General features: G+C 38.8%; 13 protein-coding genes. 9 read left to right on the top strand and 4 right to left on the bottom strand.

From position 1 onward, the window contains the following. From PSF42_RS13960 to PSF42_RS13950, 3 genes are all read right to left on the bottom strand, one after another. The coding region (locus PSF42_RS13960; RefSeq protein WP_272680233.1) for a FimD/PapC N-terminal domain-containing protein at positions 1-719 on the bottom strand (719 nt) is incomplete at its 3' end. Positions 720-796: 77 nt separating this feature from the next. Beyond that, positions 797-1,354, bottom strand: coding sequence for a fimbrial protein (locus PSF42_RS13955; RefSeq protein ID WP_125890550.1), 558 nt, complete (start codon positions 1,352-1,354; stop codon positions 797-799). 228 nt (positions 1,355-1,582) lie between these two features. After that, the gene (locus tag PSF42_RS13950) at positions 1,583-1,828 is read right to left on the bottom strand and encodes a helix-turn-helix domain-containing protein (protein ID WP_125890551.1); all 246 of its coding nucleotides are present in this window, start codon (positions 1,826-1,828) and stop codon (positions 1,583-1,585) included. 1,308 nt (positions 1,829-3,136) lie between these two features. On the opposite strand from PSF42_RS13950, the gene PSF42_RS13945 reads away from it, so the two are divergent. The 9 genes from PSF42_RS13945 to PSF42_RS13905 all read left to right on the top strand — a co-directional run bounded on the left by PSF42_RS13945 (position 3,137) and on the right by PSF42_RS13905 (position 12,092). Then, a complete protein-coding gene (locus tag PSF42_RS13945; RefSeq protein ID WP_125890552.1) occupies positions 3,137-4,132 on the top strand; it encodes a nitrilase family protein in 996 nt (331 codons plus the stop codon). 82 nt (positions 4,133-4,214) lie between these two features. After that, the gene (locus PSF42_RS13940; protein WP_125890553.1) at positions 4,215-5,120 is read left to right on the top strand and encodes a LysR family transcriptional regulator; all 906 of its coding nucleotides are present in this window, start codon (positions 4,215-4,217) and stop codon (positions 5,118-5,120) included. Between the two features lie 78 nt (positions 5,121-5,198). After that, positions 5,199-6,197 carry a 3-oxoacyl-[acyl-carrier-protein] synthase III C-terminal domain-containing protein gene (locus PSF42_RS13935; RefSeq protein ID WP_125890554.1) on the top strand — a complete coding sequence of 333 codons (999 nt, stop codon included), beginning with the start codon at positions 5,199-5,201 and terminating at the stop codon, positions 6,195-6,197. After that, positions 6,194-7,201, top strand: coding sequence for an NAD-dependent epimerase/dehydratase family protein (locus tag PSF42_RS13930; RefSeq protein WP_125890555.1), 1,008 nt, complete (start codon positions 6,194-6,196; stop codon positions 7,199-7,201). Before PSF42_RS13935 ends, PSF42_RS13930 begins: the two co-directional genes overlap by 4 nt. Beyond that, positions 7,195-7,998: an MBL fold metallo-hydrolase gene (locus tag PSF42_RS13925; RefSeq protein ID WP_125890556.1), complete on the top strand. Its 804-nt coding sequence runs from the start codon at positions 7,195-7,197 to the stop codon at positions 7,996-7,998. Before PSF42_RS13930 ends, PSF42_RS13925 begins: the two co-directional genes overlap by 7 nt. Next, on the top strand, positions 7,992-9,275 hold the full coding sequence (locus tag PSF42_RS13920; RefSeq protein WP_272680239.1) for a F390 synthetase-related protein: 1,284 nt from the start codon (positions 7,992-7,994) through the stop codon (positions 9,273-9,275). The genes PSF42_RS13925 and PSF42_RS13920 overlap by 7 nt, the downstream gene beginning before the upstream one ends. Continuing rightward, the gene (locus tag PSF42_RS13915) at positions 9,268-9,882 is read left to right on the top strand and encodes a phosphatase PAP2 family protein (protein WP_213913639.1); all 615 of its coding nucleotides are present in this window, start codon (positions 9,268-9,270) and stop codon (positions 9,880-9,882) included. The genes PSF42_RS13920 and PSF42_RS13915 overlap by 8 nt, the downstream gene beginning before the upstream one ends. Further along, a complete protein-coding gene (locus PSF42_RS13910) occupies positions 9,875-10,999 on the top strand; it encodes a sterol desaturase family protein (protein WP_125890559.1) in 1,125 nt (374 codons plus the stop codon). The genes PSF42_RS13915 and PSF42_RS13910 overlap by 8 nt, the downstream gene beginning before the upstream one ends. After that, positions 10,989-12,092 (top strand): fatty acid desaturase family protein, encoded by a 1,104-nt coding sequence (locus PSF42_RS13905; protein WP_272680232.1) that lies wholly within the window; start codon positions 10,989-10,991, stop codon positions 12,090-12,092. Before PSF42_RS13910 ends, PSF42_RS13905 begins: the two co-directional genes overlap by 11 nt. A 34-nt stretch (positions 12,093-12,126) precedes the next feature. Here the strand turns inward: PSF42_RS13905 and PSF42_RS13900 are convergent, their stop codons facing one another. Continuing rightward, positions 12,127-13,446, bottom strand: coding sequence for a polysaccharide deacetylase family protein (locus PSF42_RS13900; protein ID WP_125890561.1), 1,320 nt, complete (start codon positions 13,444-13,446; stop codon positions 12,127-12,129). Positions 13,447-13,696 lie beyond the last annotated feature (250 nt).

Genomic DNA, 13,696 nt, shown 5'->3' with positions numbered 1-13,696 from the left:
ACCTTTGCCCCCATTTGAGGTAAAGCGCGAAAGGCATATAACTGAGTCCAATCAAACCGCTCATTCGTTTTGCCTTGAGAGCGATTATATTGATATTGATAGTCAGCGCGAAAACGCCAAGCTCCTAAGTTAACGCCAGCGGAACCATTACTACTACCACTGAATGTTTCACTATTATTTTTAGGCGCTGAGTAATTGACAAATAAGTTATAGTCAAGAAATGCGCCCGTAATCCCATTTTCCCATTGGGAAGGTGGTACCCAGTAAGGATCATCATATTCAAGCCAAGCTTGAGGAATCGAAAATAAGATATTCTGATTCGCTTTATCAAAGCGATAGTTAATATCTAAATTTTTAGATAGTTCAACACACTGGCCATTATTATTTTGCAGAAGCTCTTCCTTTACCTTCTTTTTTAATGCAAAAACATTTACCATCTCTGGTGTAATACAGAGTGTTGAAGTATCTTTACTCTCTTCAATAAATTTAATTAAATACTGTCCAGATAACTTTCTTCCATTTAATGTAATATCTGTTAAATATTCACCAGCAGGAATAAAGTCAGGGTTAGAAAACTGACTCAAATCAATATTATCTCTGTCCTTAGCATCAATAATATTCATATTAAATTCTACTGCATTCGCTATTCCAGAAACGGAAAACGCCAAAGCAATTGAAAATAATATTTTATTTATTTTAAACTGAGGCAATAGAGACATGATTTTCCCTGTAAAAAAATAAAAAATAAGAAATGAAAATAACAGGCATATATTTGCCTGTTATTTTAAATAAAAAATTACAGGTAGTTTAAAGCGTAAGTTGCTTGAGAAATAATACTACCAGTTTCAACTTTGCTACCATTTGCTTCAACACGTGCACTGAATGCTAATTTATTTGGACCATCAGCTAATGGCAACTCAACGCTAGTGTCACCAACTTTCATTGTTGCGCCATCTGCGTTGATTAAACGAACACCAACACCTTTAGAAGTACCTGTATTTGCCAGTAATTCTTTAGCTGTCGTATCTGGAGTACCAGTGAAAGTAACTTTTACTTTGCTGACTGCAGGGAAGATAACTTTATCGTCAGCATCTGTCACTGCTCCTAAATCACAGTTTTCTAACTGGATATTATATTGAACACTTTGGCTATATTTGTTACCCGTTTCCAATACTTTATTTGCAACTTGGCCCAGATCAACGTTAATTGTACCATCCCCAGGGATTGAGCAAGGAGCATTAATGACTTTACCAGTAAAGTTAATGATACCACTTCCTTGATCTACAGGTGCTGCGTGTGCAATACCGAATGAAGAAGCGATAATTGTAGCTAATGCAATTTTAGTTAATTTCATTTATATTTTCCTATAAAAAAGACGACAGATATACCAACCACTTAATAATCAGTAGATTATTAAGTTGATATTTATTTGCTGAGAATGTAATAACAAATAGGATAAAAGTTAGACTTTTACTATAAAAGTAAAAAAACCATAATTTTATTTATTTAAATAATTGATTAATAAAATAATAATATTTTATTAATCAAAGGTCATATTTAGACTTTTTTTGACTTTTTTACGTCAACTATTTTCTTTATTTTCTTTACTGATAAAAACATCATCAATAAAAAAACAAATCATTTCAGTTTCTAATGCGTTAGCAAGTACATGCAGATTCTCAATATTAATATTGCACTCACCTCTTTCATAGCGAGAAATTTGTTGCTGACTCACACCAACAAGATTCGCTAATTCAATACCCGAAAGCCCTAAGTGCTTTCTTCTTTTTCTAATCTCTCTACCTACTATCCGATTTACATTTATCATTAACAATAGCCCAAAATAAACTGAAATATTAAATGGCTAAATTATATTACAGATCAAAACCTTTAACATAACAAATTGCACTGATTATACACTGCTTATATATCCAAATCAAAATAGCAAAAACCAATTAAAACACGAAATTTGAGTTAATTATAGTTTTCAATATATAAAAGTAAAACTGTTTATAACGATCGATAATTTAAATTAAAGTCATTGAAACCTATCAAAATTTCATTATTTAAGGTTTAATTCGCTTATAAGATAAAAAGCATATTATTCATATTGGTTATTATTTTTAAAATAATAAAAATTGAAACATAACATACTGATTTTAAAGATTAATACATAATTACCACTGACAATGGTAACAACTAAAAATATGACATAACTTCTATTGATAATAAAAAATAGATATTTTTCATTGATACTATTTATTATTCATTGATTACTAAGCATTTTTATATCATTGCTATTTATATATTAATTTATTCCTTACATTTTTAATGTTTATTTCAAAAAAAACAACTGAGGATGGTTTTTTTGTTTTTATCATTTTTTATGATTAAATTAATAGTATTTTTAGTTTACTCAAATTAAGAGTTTAGAATATAAAAAATTGAAATCTTCTCTCAATGAATACTATTTACCTATATAACATAGTAAATTATTCATAATTAGAGTAAAAAGATATTGATAATCATCAATAACACGTATTTGGCGTAAAAACAAATAAACCAACAAACAAATAACCCTTAAATAACAATGATTTACACCCATTTCAAATTGTAACAAACTACAACCTTATATTGCAGTTTTATAGAATAAAGATGAAACATAACAAAAATAAAACATAATAATTGTAGCCTAATACATTAAAAAATGAGTAATACAAGTATTTCACTTCGCATTTTCACCAATAAATAGTCAAAATAACAAAAAAGATACCTATCATTATTACATTTTGCGCGTATAGCTTAAGTTAATTTCTTTCCTTTAATAACAAGAGTAAAGACCGTTTATGTGCCTAATTCATTAAATAAGGATATTTTTCTGAGTGAAAATTGGCCAGACACTCTTAAATAAAACAGACGATACAAGCATGTTACACCAAATAAGATATATATTCAGTATAATGAAATAGTAAATATTTCTTATTTCGTCAGTTTATACATAAAAATTCTTTTATCCATGTTTACTAAGAAGTCTATTCAATAACTTATCGTTATTGAATGAGAAAATAACTCATTATTTTTTGTTCGAACTACATGGTTTCATCTTCTTAACCTAAGGACTAAGGAGATATAAAAAATGCAAAGGCAATCTCAACTTCGCGTTGCAACCGTTCAGTTTCAGCATCGCCCTAATGATAAGACCTATAATCTAAGCCGTATTCATGACTTTATTACCCAAGCCGCGCAACAAAACGTGAAAATACTAGTGCTGCCTGAGATGTGTATTACGGGTTATTGGCATGTGCCAAAATTACCTGATGATGCTGTTCATGCATTAAGTGAAACTTTACATGATAGTCCATCATTAGCATTGATCCGCCAGCGTGCAATTGAATTAGATATGATTATTGGTGTTGGGTTGATTGAAAAAGGATTAGATGGCAAATGTTATAACACTTGGGTCGCTTGTATGCCTGATGGGCAGTACCATGCTCATCGTAAATTACACGCCTTTGAACACCCCTCTATCCATAGCGGAGACAATTACACTGTTTTCGATACCCCATGGGGGGTAAAAGCTGGCATTTTAATTTGCTGGGATAACAACTTAATTGAAAACCCACGCATAAACGCGTTACTTGGCGCTGATATCATTCTAGCTCCCCATCAAACGGGGGGTACCCATTCGAGCAGCCCATATGGCATGAAACCACTTGATTTGCACCTTTGGGAAAATAGGCTACAAGATCCACAAGCTTTGCTTGATGCTTGCCAAGGGGAGCACGGACGTGGATGGCTAATGCGCTGGTTACCCTCAAGAGCTCACGATAACGGCGTCTTCTACCTGTTTAGTAATGGAGTTGGCTTAGATGATGATGAAATTCGCACAGGTAATGCAATGGTGATAGATCCCTATGGTCGAATTATCAAAGAGAGTCTATTGGTTGAGGATGATATGGTGATTGCAGATCTTGACCTTAGTTTGCTTCCTACCTCTAATGGACGACGTTGGCTTACAGGTAGAAGGCCTGAATTGTACCGCATTATGGCTGAAACGATGGGCTATGAAACCGATATTCGTAGTGTTCGTTTTGCGGAGCAGAATTCCCCTAATCATAAGGAACAGCCATAATAGCTAAAGTTAATGACATGTCATATCATTTATAATACAAATACTATAGTGTCTTATATTATTAATAAGCTGGCTAACTACCGTGGATACTCGACTACTTCGTGCATTTGTCATTCTCGCAGAAACAAAAAATTACCGCGAAGCTTCATTACGTTTATATATTAGTCAGCCAGCTTTAACCAAACAAATTCAATTACTTGAAAAAAAATTAGATATAACATTATTTGAACGCGGGCGTCATGGCGCTATATTGACTCCTCATGGGAAAATGTTATTTCCCTATGCACAGGAGATACTCGCTCAAACCACTGAGTTTTTACGCCAAACCGCAATACTTCGGGAACAGCCCCCCATAAAGTTAACGGTTGGGTTTGGTATATCAACATTTCAAGAAGCGTCCTTTTTTGTTGCACGACTACGCGAAAAATTACCTAATATCCCAATTCAATTGGATGATATGCCTTCTCATGATATGGAGAAACAACTGCAAGCCCATGAATTACATATTGCTTTTACTCGCCAGTTTGCGTTTAAACCAATAGATAACTTAGTGAGCAAAACATTAAAATCTGAAGTACTTGCCTTAGCGGTAGCACAAAAATTGGAGCCCCAATTATCAGTAAAAGAATATCTAACCCATTTTCCTTTATTATTGTTACGCGCAGAACGTGGTTCAAAGCTTAATCAACAAATTCAGCGCTATCTAAAACATGAAAACTTATCAATATCCCCATCCCAAGAAGCAAATGATATTCAAACGTTAATTGCACTCGTAGCTGCCGATGTTGGTGTAAGCCTGTTACCCTATAGTGCAAAAAACATTAGCTCAAAAGACACTCGTTTTATTCCTATTCAGCATTCTGAGCATGCTCAATGGCGGATTGATGTGGTATGGCAGGCTTCATTACCTAAATTATGGCAAAACACCATCAATGAATTAATTGATGAAATTTATGAAACATTCTCAAAAGAAAGTGATTCAGAATAACTCCGTAATTCCTATATATTAAATATTTGAACTCTGATATTTATTGTCATTATCATCGCAAGATAGGCACATATTGATATGTCTGGTAACCAGTCAATAACCCCCCTAAAAATCATTGCTTCTGGAGTCGCACTTCCTGAGCATAAAATTTACTCATCCATGCTGGATGAAAAATTAAATAAACCAAAAGGGTTTGTCGAAAAGCATTCAGGCATCAAATACCGCTTTCATGCAAGTTCTCACGATTCACAAGCAGTTTTAGCCGCACAAGCAATCCAAAATGCATTGCATACGAACCATATCAAACCCAGCAGTATTGATATGTTGATTAATGCTTCTGCTATCCCAGTGCAAGCGCTTCCGTGTTCAGCTGCACATATCCTTGAGCAATCGAATTTAAATCAAGGGATTGCCTGCTTTGATGTCAACTCCAGTTGTATCAGCTTCATCACTGCACTTCAGGTCGCTGCAGGGTTATTAGCCACTAGTGCTTACCAACGTATTGCGATTGTTTCTGCAGATATCGCCTCACGCGGTATTGACTGGCAAGATAAAGAATCGTCACTGATTTTTGGTGATGGTGCAGCTTGTGTTGTTGTGGAAAAAGGAGATGGAAATAGCGGAATTATTTCTTACACCCATACCACCTATACTGCAGGGATCGATTTTTGTGAAATTCGTGCAGGTGGTACAAGATGCAACCCGCGCTCAGGTATGACTGACGATGATTTTCTTTTTCATATGCAAGGGAAAAAACTGTTTCGCCTCGCGTCTTCGTTGATTGAAGATTTTATGCAGCAGGTTTTCGATGAGTCTGGTTTACAACTGCACCAAATTGATACTGTTGTTCCACACCAAGCTAGTCATTTATCATTAGAGCACATGCGTCAACGCGTAGGCGTAACGACTGACCAACTCATTGACATTTATCGCCACCGCGGGAACCAAGTCGCCGCCTCGATCCCTTCAGCACTACACGAAGCGATTATTACAGGCCGTTTCTATGAAAAACAAAGTGCGATGCTGATTGGCACTGCCGCTGGTCTTGCGTTATGTGCCATGGTACTTGTTCCATGAAGATCTTAGTTACAGGCGCCACTAGTGGCCTAGGGCGTAATGCGAGCGAGTACTTACTTCAAAGAGGCATTGATGTCGTCGCTTGTGGCCGAAACCATCAAGCAGGGGAACAGTTAAGCCAATTAGGTGCAACATTTATTGCTAGTGAATTATCTGAACTGACCGTTCAAGAAGCCAAAATACTCATGGCGGGATGTGATGCAATTTGGCATTGCGCTGCCCTTTCCTCGCCTTGGGGAAAACGCCAAGATTTTGAGAAAACAAACGTTCATGCAACTCAAATATTGGCTACCGCTGCGGGGGAAGCCAAAGTTTCACGCTTTATCCATATTTCCACCCCTGCCATCTATTTTAATTTCACCCACCAGCAAAATATTCCTGAGTCTACGGTTAATAAACATTTCGCTAACCAATACGCTAGAACAAAATATTTAGCCGAGACTATGATAGAACAGTCTGTTAGGCAGTTTACGACAACGCGTTACACTATTTTGCGCCCTCGCGGCTTATTTGGCCCTCATGATCGCGTTTTGCTACCGCGTTTACTCGCTCAAATAAAATCACGAAAAGGAAAGTTGGTCTTGCCTAATGGGGGAAATAACCATTTTGACCTCACCTATGTGGGAAATGTGATTCACAGCATGCAGTTGGCGACGTTCAAAGAAACACTCCCCAATGGCGCCATTTATAATATTACGAACCAACAGCCACAAGCTCTTAAACAAACATTAAATCAGCTATTTAGTGAACTTAACTTAGATTGTGAAATTCGTTCAGCCCCTTACCCTTTACTGTATGCTATTGCCTGTCTATTAGAGACCATTGGCTATTTAACGGGAAAAGAACCATTACTGACACGCTATAGCCTTGGCGCTGCCTATTTCACCATGACATTGGATAACCAAAAAGCCCAACAAGAGCTGGGGTACTATCCTTTATATAGCATGCAACAAGGCATTCATTTAACTGCAAAATGGCTGAAACAACAGGAGAACCCATGCTGACTATTCATCAATATGAGGTGGGCTATTGTACGCATCCCGGTTGTGTCGCCCTAAAAGGTGCCAGTTTTAAATCCTGCAAGTTTCCTGCAAGAGCATGGTTAATTGAAGATGAAAATCAGCGTTGGTTATTCGATACCGGCTATGCCACCCATTTTTATGACCATACACGCCATGGCATTATGCGGCTATATCGAACTGTTACCCCAGTGTATTTCGACAGCAAAGATGCCCTTGTCAATCAATTGGCCAATGATGGCCTAAAACCGAATGATATTAATGGCGTGATTTTGTCCCATTTTCATGGCGACCATATCGCAGGGCTACGTGACTTCCCCACCATACCCATTATTTGTTCAGGGGATGGTTGGGCTAAAACACGCCCTTTAACTGGGTTTGCTGCATTGAAAAATGCCTTTGTCAGTGGTCTCTTACCTGACGACTTCGAACAACGTACTGTATTTTATGAAGGTTTTCCCAAGGTCGCGTTACCCAATGAATTGCAAGTTTTAGGCGAAGGCTATGCCGTCAATCCGCAGAAAACGTTACTCATTGTTCCGCTCCCTGGGCATGCTGCAGGGCATATTGGTTTGTGTGTACTTACTAATTCGGGTTGGATATTGCTCGCGGGCGATGCGGCATGGTCCCCCACTAATTATCGTGAATTACGCGGCCCGATGGCAATTGCCAATATCATCATGGATGATAAGCAAGCTTATTATGAAACACTAAATAAATTGCATGAGATTGATAAAAACAATGTGGTTATTCAACTGTGCCATGAAGGGGATTTATTGTGATCCTCTCGATGCTCTGGCATTACTGGCGCGCACGTCGTTTAACATTTAAAACTCGGGATGAACTAGAAGCCCATCAACAACGACATTTGGCACAATTCAAGCGCAATGTATTAACTAAAAGCCCCTATTTTCAACCTTATATTCATCAAGAGTTACATGATTTCCCCATTATGAATAAGCAAATCATGATGGATAATTTTGATGAAATGAATACCGCCGGGCTTTCTAGTCAAAAACTTCTAGAATGTGCGCAAAAAAGTGAGCAATCTCGGGATTTTGCCCCTAAAGTGGGGCGCTACAGTGTCGGGTTATCCTCTGGAACTTCAGGCCGTCGAGGTCTGTTCGTTGTTAGCCCAGAAGAACAAAATGTCTGGTCTGGCAGTATGTTAGCTAAAATGCTACCTAAAAGCCTGTTTAGTGGTGAACGCGTTGCACTGTTTCTACGTGCCAATAATAACCTGTATGAAAGTGTTAATAACCGATGGATTTCACTGCGTTTTTATGACCTTTTTGCCGATTTTGAGCTACAACTCACAGCGCTTGAACAATATCAACCTTCCATTATCGTTGCGCCAGCCCAAGTACTCTGCGCGATTGCGGATGCCATCAACCAACAGAAAATCCAATTAAATACGCAAAAAGTGATTTCTGTCGCTGAGGTATTAGAACCCCATGACAAACAAAAATTACAGGCGTGCTTCCCCAATGTCGGGGAAGTCTACCAAGCAACGGAAGGTTTTTTAGGCTGCACTTGCTCTCATGGTACGCTGCATTTAAATGAAGCATTTGTCCATATTGAGCCTAATTGGCTTGATAATGACCGTTTTTCCCCCATTATTACGGATTTTACCCGTAAAACTCAGCCTATTGTTCGTTATCAACTGGATGACGTGTTAGTGGTGAAAAAAAGTGCTTGCCCCTGTGGCTCCCCTGAAATGGCGATTGAACGCATTGAGGGCCGCTGTGATGATTTACTGCAACTTCCGGGCTATAACGGCAAAATTGTGACGATTTTCGCTGATCCCTGTGCACGGGTTATTGTGAATCACTTACCTGTTACTGCTGATTTCCGCTTAACACAGCAAGGAAACTCATTATATTTACAGGCTGAATGTTCTCCCACGGAGCTCTCCCATTGCCAACAACAGCTGGCAAGCTATTTTTCAAGCCAACACGTTGATATTTTTCAATTAGATTGGCAATTATCATCAGCTGCTATTATGCAAACACTCTCTATTAAAAAGCGACGCATAACCCGTAAGGAAGCAAATGAGTAGCAAAGAATTATTTACTCGCTTTATTTATTGCCTGCTCGGTTGGGGAGCGGTTGGTATTGTTTATCAATATACTGGCCAAGTCACTGGGCAGGCTCATATTTTGTCCCCCAGTGAGATTGATAATGCCGTGCCATTTTCACCCGACGCCATCTGGCTTTATCTCTCATTTTTTCTGTTTATCCCACTTGGGTATTTTCTCAGCCCTCTAAGAAAAGCTCGCTCACTCATGTATGCCATGCAGCTCTGTGCGCTGGTTTCTGGGGCGGTCTATTTGGGGTATCCCACGACCATGCTGTACCACGATTACGACTTGTCAACCTTATCTGGGCGAGCTTTGTCTGCGTTGATAAATATCGATAGCCCACAAAATTTATTACCTTCTCTGCATGTCTCATTGACTCTTGTGGTACTGAATGCATTATGGTCAACACAACAAAAATTTCGCACACTGTTTTATAGCCTTTGGGCAATTGCGATTTGTGCCTCTGTATTGGTGTTAAAACGTCATTTATTTATTGATGTGGTCACTGGCGCACTCACCGCTTGTGGGGCATTAGTGATTGTTCACACTGCGAAGTTTGTCTTAAAGAGAAACTCTAATGAATGAATTAACCTTTCCGATTATTTTCATGTTAGCGGTCGTGGTCGCAGAAGGTTTAGTGATCGCCAAAACACAAAGAGGCACCGTTAGCTGGCAAGAGTTGGTATTCAACCTCAACTCGGGCCATATTATGTTATGGTTATTTAGAGGGTTAGAGCTCTTTTGCTATGGTTTTGTAGTCACCCACTATTCATTCAATGTGGTCGAAAACTGGCCGACCGTGTTAGTGTGGATTTTTACCATTTTCGCATGGGATTTTGGCTTTTACTGGCTTCACCGCTTACATCACACTTACCGTATTTTATGGGCCGTTCATGTCGTTCATCACCAAGGAGAGCATTATAACCTCTCCTTAGGTGTCCGTAATTCATGGTATTCATCACTGACATCGATTCCATTTTTCATGCTATTGGCACTGATGGGGATCCCATTAGAGGTATTCCTCACCGTTTCAATATTGCACTATACCATTCAATTCTTTAACCACAGTGCGCTGATCCCACGTTTGGGTTGGTTGGAGAAATTCATGGTAACGCCACAGCATCACCGAGTTCACCATGTGAAAGAAGGGCATTACTCCAACCGTAATTTCGGGGGCAGCTTTATTTTTTGGGATAAACTGTTTGGCACATTTTCCAAATTACCTGAAACTGAGCACCATTTTGGTATCAAAGGGGCACCCGCCTCTGAAAATCCGTTTATTGATAGTAACTTACCTTTTTGGCGTATCATTAAACGTCGCAGTCAACCCAAGGTGAAACCTGCGCCCTTATTTCGTGTAAACCAAGTCGCATTAGTAATGGGAACACTTCTCTTATTTAGCTTAGTTATTGGTTATGTCTATCTTTATGGCTATGGTTACCAAGGTACTACACTGCAACAAGCCATTTTGTTCGTTCTATTAGCTCTGGGAACCGTAGCTTTATCGGGTATTTCAGATGGCCGTAAAATTGGCCTGATGAGCTGGTTTTTCATCGCTTGCTTGCTATTAATTTGCATTTTATTTATTTGGCAATGGACAACCCCATTTTGGGTTATTTTTACCAGTGCTCTGTGGTTACATAGTTTATTAATGTTAATCGGTATAGGCCGAAAACCCATACAGGTGAGTGATGTCCTCTGAGCCGCTAAGGCCGTTAGGCTACCAACATCGCCATGATCAAGCGTTCCAAAAAGCGTTGAACATGGCGGCCAAACACTATTTACAACAGCGGGCTGATCACCGGTTCGCTGACACACGTTTTTATTTAAAGAGCCTCGCTTTAATCTTTTGTTGCTTAGGCAGCTACGCCATTGCGTTATGCGTTAACACGTCTTGGGCATTTTTTATTTTTTACCCTCTATTTATTTGCTTCGCATTGTTATTGGCGATTAACTTAGTTCACGATGCTTCCCATAATGCGATTTTCAAACAGGCCAAAGCCAACTATTGGCTCAATTTTTGGGTCACTATTCCATTGGGGTTAGACCCTGAATGTTGGCGAGTCAGGCATATTATTTTTCACCATGCGCACACCAATATTCGTCATTACGATTTAGATATTGAAGAAAATTTTGTCTTACGGCAAACGCCTTATCAGCGCTGGTACCCGTTTATGCGAGCTCAGCATCTGTATTGGCCATTAATTGCCGCAATGACTTTCCCCGCATTGATTTGGTTCTTTGATTGGATGGACAGATTTCATCTGACACGCGTCGCCCCACATATGCGCCATCAAGGCCACCGGGGTATTGGGTCATTTTTATTGGCTAAGTTACTGCATTTAATTGTTGCAATAGCCATACCTGCGTTTGTTATCACAGATATTAGTTTAGCGACCTTGATATTCACCTACTTATTTAGCCAAATGTTTGCTTCTCTCATATTTGTTGTATTGATACTTGGCACCCATTGGGCGAAAGCAACTTTTTATACGCCTCCCAAAGAAGGTAATATGCCACATGGTTTTTATACTCATACTTTTTCAACCACTTATGACTGGCAAACCACACCTCGTTGGCTAACCTATTGGTTGGGAGGGTTAAACTTGCATCTTACCCATCATTTATTTCCCAATTGGAATCACCGCCATTACCCTGCCCTTGCTAAGATCATTGAGCAAACCGCCAAACAGTTTTCGATGGATTATCATTGTATTAGCGCGAAAGAATTGTTTATTTACCAACAGCAGTTTTTAAAAGAAATGGGAACGGGCAAGCAAGCAGATAAGCACTGAACCCTATAACTCAGTGCTTTCATTACACTATGAATTACCTATCAATAATAATATTTTGATTTACGACGCTTTTTTCACTATTTCCTACCATCTGAGCAAATTTCTCTAATGGGTCACTCCGAAAAGCATACAAACGTTTAAGCGCAAATGGGTTATCCCCCAATTTGACTTTTCCTTGAATCGTTGTCAGCGCCAAGTGCAAACCGGCTTCCCTTCCTGCCTCCATCGCGGAGGCGTTATAACCACCAAACGGATAGGCTAAATAGCGCTGTTTAGGTTCAAAGCGACTCAAAATTTTCATCGACCGCTTAAAATCCAACATGATCGTGTGTTCTTTCCGGCTAAACAAAATGGGCGAATTATGGTTATCTAAACGATGTAAAAAGTGAGTATGAGATTGGATGTTAAAAACGTCTCGGCTATCTTTGATTTCTTGCTTACTCATAAATTGCAGGGTATCCGCAGACCATTTTTGTGGCTGTGTTTTGATGCGTGAAGAAATAATAAATAGCGTCGCCTGCTGGCGGTTATGCCTTAAAATCGGTAATGCATAGCGATAAACTGATTTTAAACCGTCGTCAAATGTCAGCACAACCGCCTTACCCGGTAGATTGGCGGATTTATTCAGATAATCTTCCACGTCAGCAAGCGAAAGGGTCTGGTAGCCCTCTTGTTTTAAATAATTCATTTGTTCGCGAAATGCTTCTACGGATGTCGTCGTTGACGTGTCACGAAAATGCTTATTTTCACTGTCTTTGAGAATATGGTGATAGGTTAAAATTGGAATGCCTTTATCCAATGTAACATCATCTAAGCGCACATAACCTAGCCTATCCCCTATACGAATAGTTAGCCATGCCGTTTTTTCACCAGCCTTATCCGTTTTAATCATCCGTGCTAACACAGGGTAACGCAGGTTTTCCCATAAAGAGGCAATTTGCTTACGATTACTCTGAGTTGAACTGTATATCGCTGTTTTTTGGTGTGTGACCAAATAATCATAAATGGGATTTTGTAAATCATTTAGCCTATCCACTTCAGGTACATAACGGGGTTTTTGGTTAGAAAACGATACTGTTTTTACAAAAGCATAATCATTGCCAAACTGCATTGCACAATAATCTCCCGAAGGAGAATAGGCATAAAAACCGTGTTCTGCGTTAAGTTCTGCGACAGCGCGCATTTCTCCAGCAATCATGGCAAAAATAATTTCAGGCTGTTTCGTTTGCACTAGCTTGGGGGGTATGTCAGTTAACCGCCAATCATCTGTGTTGTTGACGATTTCAGAAGCCAAAGATTGAGGTAAAGAGCTCGTCAATAAAATACAGAGCAAAAAAAGTAATCGTTTAGACATTTTTCATCCACTATAGCGCTGAGTTTTGCGTAATTATTCTAAACCGACTCTGGATTGAACCCCATACCCTGATAAAAATTTTTATTATTCCCTGCCCCCCATTATTTTCGCCCATTAAGCTGTTATACCAATTTTAAAAAAATGACCTAACCTATCACACAGTATAAAGAGATCTAGCTCATATTTATCAGTAAAAATCAGCATACAGGCACAATCTGTAAATCATTTGACAGTTTAATCCATTTCCCGC

The sequence above is a fragment of the Providencia sp. PROV032 genome (genome assembly GCF_028484875.1).
Classification (GTDB): Bacteria; Pseudomonadota; Gammaproteobacteria; order Enterobacterales; family Enterobacteriaceae; genus Providencia; species Providencia rettgeri_E.
This window is presented reverse-complemented; position numbering and strand designations above follow the sequence as displayed.

What these genes read in the sequence shown, in the direction of transcription:
- PSF42_RS13915 (WP_213913639.1), top strand. Translation starts at nt 9,268, where the DNA reads ATGAGTAGCAAAGAATTATTTACTCGCTTTATTTATTGCCTGCTCGGT.
- PSF42_RS13935 (WP_125890554.1), top strand. Translation starts at nt 5,199, where the DNA reads ATGTCTGGTAACCAGTCAATAACCCCCCTAAAAATCATTGCTTCTGGA.
- PSF42_RS13900 (WP_125890561.1), bottom strand. Translation starts at nt 13,446, where the DNA reads ATGTCTAAACGATTACTTTTTTTGCTCTGTATTTTATTGACGAGCTCT.
- PSF42_RS13905 (WP_272680232.1), top strand. Translation starts at nt 10,989, where the DNA reads ATGTCCTCTGAGCCGCTAAGGCCGTTAGGCTACCAACATCGCCATGAT.
- PSF42_RS13950 (WP_125890551.1), bottom strand. Translation starts at nt 1,828, where the DNA reads ATGATAAATGTAAATCGGATAGTAGGTAGAGAGATTAGAAAAAGAAGA.
- PSF42_RS13945 (WP_125890552.1), top strand. Translation starts at nt 3,137, where the DNA reads ATGCAAAGGCAATCTCAACTTCGCGTTGCAACCGTTCAGTTTCAGCAT.
- PSF42_RS13925 (WP_125890556.1), top strand. Translation starts at nt 7,195, where the DNA reads ATGCTGACTATTCATCAATATGAGGTGGGCTATTGTACGCATCCCGGT.
- PSF42_RS13910 (WP_125890559.1), top strand. Translation starts at nt 9,875, where the DNA reads ATGAATGAATTAACCTTTCCGATTATTTTCATGTTAGCGGTCGTGGTC.
- PSF42_RS13930 (WP_125890555.1), top strand. Translation starts at nt 6,194, where the DNA reads ATGAAGATCTTAGTTACAGGCGCCACTAGTGGCCTAGGGCGTAATGCG.
- PSF42_RS13955 (WP_125890550.1), bottom strand. Translation starts at nt 1,354, where the DNA reads ATGAAATTAACTAAAATTGCATTAGCTACAATTATCGCTTCTTCATTC.